We start from the raw sequence: 2,710 nt of genomic DNA on the forward strand, positions 1-2,710 counted from the left end.
CGTCAAAGGGGGCCTGAACGGACGCACGGCCAACGGCCGCAATCAGCGCACCCGTCCGGTGCAAGGCATCGACCAGAACCTGCGCCTGAACCGGGCGTTGTGGCTGCTGGCCGAAGGCATGCGCCAGCTCAAGGCGTGATGACACGCGACCTCGCCCACTTCGGGCGAGGTCATTTCCTCTCATCCCCCGGGTGCCGTCGGCGGCCCGTCATTCATCATCAGGAGAACCATCATGGCAACCCCATCGGCATCCGAGAAATCGGTCGCGCCCATCGTCGTCCCCGGCCAGCTCACGCTGCGCACCATCCGCGGCAAGAACGGCCCGTTCACGGTCGGCCGCCTCGCGACGCACCTCGGTACGTTCGAGGTCAAAGACCCGGAACTGGAGCAGTACCCCGAAGGGAAATACGACGGGGAGTTTGTGATCCGCTACATCTTCCCGAAGTCCTACCCGGTCGGCGGCGGCATGCGGTTCAAGATCCGTGCCAGCCTCGACGGGATGACGCTCAAGGGGATTGACAAACTGAGCCGCGACGAAGCCCGCAGCTTCGCCACCCAGGACGTCGATCCGCTCGATGAAGAGCAAGGCGCCCAGCCTGCGGCAACGCCGGCAAAGCCCGCCAAAGCACCCAGGCCCGCCAAGCCCGCACCCGTGCAGGCGTCCGCGGACCCGCTGGTCGATACCACGCCCTTCGGCGTGGATGCGCCACCGCCTGCTACGGCCGCTGCCCCCGGCAGCACCGAAGACGGTGACGCCGCGCTGTTCGGCCTGCTATGGCCGCTGGGCGAGTCCGTGAAACTGGATTCGACCATCGACCGCCGCGCCCTGCGCGCACAGATCGCCCGCCTGGGCGAACTGGGCTACGCGCTGGACTTCAAGACGCAGGAGTGGAGCCGCCAGGCCGAACTGCAACCTGCGTGATCGCAGACGCCGCATGCGCGGTGTTCTTCACCCGCTGGGGGTCTCCCCCCACGGGGAGGCCTCCGGTTCAACATTTCGAGGAGGCCTCTCATGGGCTGGTATTTCTCTCCGCAATCGCGGTCTGAACTGATCGCAGAACTGATCGCACCACAGGAGACCGAGCGCGTCAGCGCGAAGGTCATCGCTCACGCATTGCGCGGCAACGTGCTGTGGTCCGTGGTCGAACTGACCGCCAAGGTCGAAGGTGTGCATCGTGATCTCGCGCCGGGCCAGTCCCTGCGCTACATCCGCTGCGATCTGCTTGAGCGCAGCGGCAACCAGTGGGGCTACAAGCCGCTGGAAGAGTCCATGCACCCGTACTACTACTCGTGCCCGCTGTCCTATCTGGACCTCGCACCGGAGCAGTCCGCCGAATGGCGTGCAGGCGTTCGCGCCTACCACGCCCGGCGGCGCACACCCACGGCTGTCACGGCTCCCGCCGCGACGCCGATGGTCTGAGTCAGGAGGAATCGACATGGACCCGATCCTGGCAACGCTTCCGCCCTCGCTGCTGGCACTCGTTGAAGGCAGCTTGTCAAACGACGAAGTTTCCTCCGACGAGGAAATGCTGGCGTACTTCATCGACAACGGCCTCACCGAGGAGCAGGCGCGGCAGGCGCTGACCTACCGCGATCAGTACCTCAACAACATCTACCTGGAAGGCTTCACGCCGATCACTTCGGCGGACGAGCCGCTTCACTTCAACCCGCACACCCGGCAGTTCGAGCCGGACTGAGCGGTTTTCTTCCACCCCCTGGGGCAGTACTTGCCCCAGCGGGCGGTGCTGTTCCCGTTCATCCGAGGACACCACGATGCCCGCAAACACTTCTTCCACGCTGTACCGCATCGACGAATGCCCGGACGTGATGGCCGACGCCTGCGTCGGCGATGACCAGGGCAACCTGATCTTCCTGTCCATCTGGGCGCGGGACACCGCCGTCCAGCAGTTCCTCGCTCGCCTGACCCTCGGGCGCGACGAGCAGGGACTGGACCAGTTCCACGTCATCACCGACCAGGGCGGCAGCGTCCCGGTGTTCATCGGCAACGTCGATCGCCTGGAAAAGCGCATCACGCGCGCGTACCGGCGGACGTTGTTCGGCTCGCTGTCCAACGTGTGGCTGTTCGACCGGCGCTGCGTCAAGCCCGACAAGGCCAACGCCAGCGCATTGGCACTGCTGCCACGCGACAGCGCCCACAGGCTTGACCGCCTGTGGATGCTGGTGCGGGACACCTGCCCATTGCCGCTGCTCGATCACTGGCGCGAGACCGTGCTGGAACTGCTGCAAACCCGCGAGATGCTGGGCCGTCTTCCGTTCGCCCTCGGGCCGCTGGAAGGTCATCGGCTCGCCATTGACGTGCCGGCGCTGAGCCTGGCGCTGGGCTCCCTGATCCGCAGTGACCTGCTCACCGCCTATCCGTACCCGTCCAGAATCTGGACGCCGGAAGCGGTAGCGGCTTGATCCACCCGCGCAGGCACGCCTTGGCGTGCCTGCGTCCTTCATCCCCGCCAACCAGGAGACTTCCATGGCCCTCATGTTCCCGCGGCTCGCCCGCAATTTCGCCAAGAACGGGTACTACCCGACCGACGAACCCACGCTCGAAAGAGCCCTTAAGGCTACGCTGAACAAGCCGTCGAAAATTTCCGCGCAAACCTGGATGACGCAGTTTTTTGGACTTTTATGCCTCTCGCGCGGCCCATTTGGGCAGTTCGCGGGGCGCTGAGGCCCGATTTCCGCCCTTACGGGCGCA

General features: G+C 65.5%; 5 protein-coding genes. All 5 read left to right on the top strand.

The window, feature by feature from the left end; translation table 11 throughout:
* Positions 1–232: 232 nt before the first annotated feature.
* The 5 genes from ACE3P2_RS01355 (at position 233) to ACE3P2_RS01375 (ending at position 2,683) form a co-directional block, all read left to right on the top strand.
* Positions 233–922 (top strand): DUF3275 family protein, encoded by a 690-nt coding sequence (locus tag ACE3P2_RS01355; protein ID WP_374260055.1) that lies wholly within the window; start codon positions 233–235, stop codon positions 920–922.
* Positions 923–1,012: 90 nt separating this feature from the next.
* Positions 1,013–1,420, top strand: a complete 408-nt coding sequence (locus ACE3P2_RS01360; protein WP_374260057.1) for a hypothetical protein — start codon at positions 1,013–1,015, stop codon at positions 1,418–1,420.
* A 16-nt stretch (positions 1,421–1,436) separates the two neighbouring features.
* Entirely contained in the window at positions 1,437–1,697 is a 261-nt protein-coding gene (locus ACE3P2_RS01365; protein WP_198846808.1) for a hypothetical protein, read from the top strand.
* Positions 1,698–1,773: 76 nt separating this feature from the next.
* The gene (locus ACE3P2_RS01370) at positions 1,774–2,421 is read left to right on the top strand and encodes a hypothetical protein (protein ID WP_374260059.1); all 648 of its coding nucleotides are present in this window, start codon (positions 1,774–1,776) and stop codon (positions 2,419–2,421) included.
* A gap of 64 nt (positions 2,422–2,485) precedes the next feature.
* Complete coding sequence (locus ACE3P2_RS01375; protein ID WP_374260062.1) at positions 2,486–2,683, top strand: hypothetical protein; 198 nt, start codon at positions 2,486–2,488, stop codon at positions 2,681–2,683.
* The last annotated feature ends 27 nt before the right edge of the window (positions 2,684–2,710 follow it).

This window comes from Zoogloea sp. (genome assembly GCF_041911615.1).
In the GTDB taxonomy this organism is placed as follows: Bacteria; Pseudomonadota; Gammaproteobacteria; order Burkholderiales; family Rhodocyclaceae; genus Zoogloea.

What these genes read in the sequence shown, in the direction of transcription:
- ACE3P2_RS01355 (WP_374260055.1), top strand. Translation starts at nt 233, where the DNA reads ATGGCAACCCCATCGGCATCCGAGAAATCGGTCGCGCCCATCGTCGTC.
- ACE3P2_RS01365 (WP_198846808.1), top strand. Translation starts at nt 1,437, where the DNA reads ATGGACCCGATCCTGGCAACGCTTCCGCCCTCGCTGCTGGCACTCGTT.
- ACE3P2_RS01375 (WP_374260062.1), top strand. Translation starts at nt 2,486, where the DNA reads ATGGCCCTCATGTTCCCGCGGCTCGCCCGCAATTTCGCCAAGAACGGG.
- ACE3P2_RS01360 (WP_374260057.1), top strand. Translation starts at nt 1,013, where the DNA reads ATGGGCTGGTATTTCTCTCCGCAATCGCGGTCTGAACTGATCGCAGAA.
- ACE3P2_RS01370 (WP_374260059.1), top strand. Translation starts at nt 1,774, where the DNA reads ATGCCCGCAAACACTTCTTCCACGCTGTACCGCATCGACGAATGCCCG.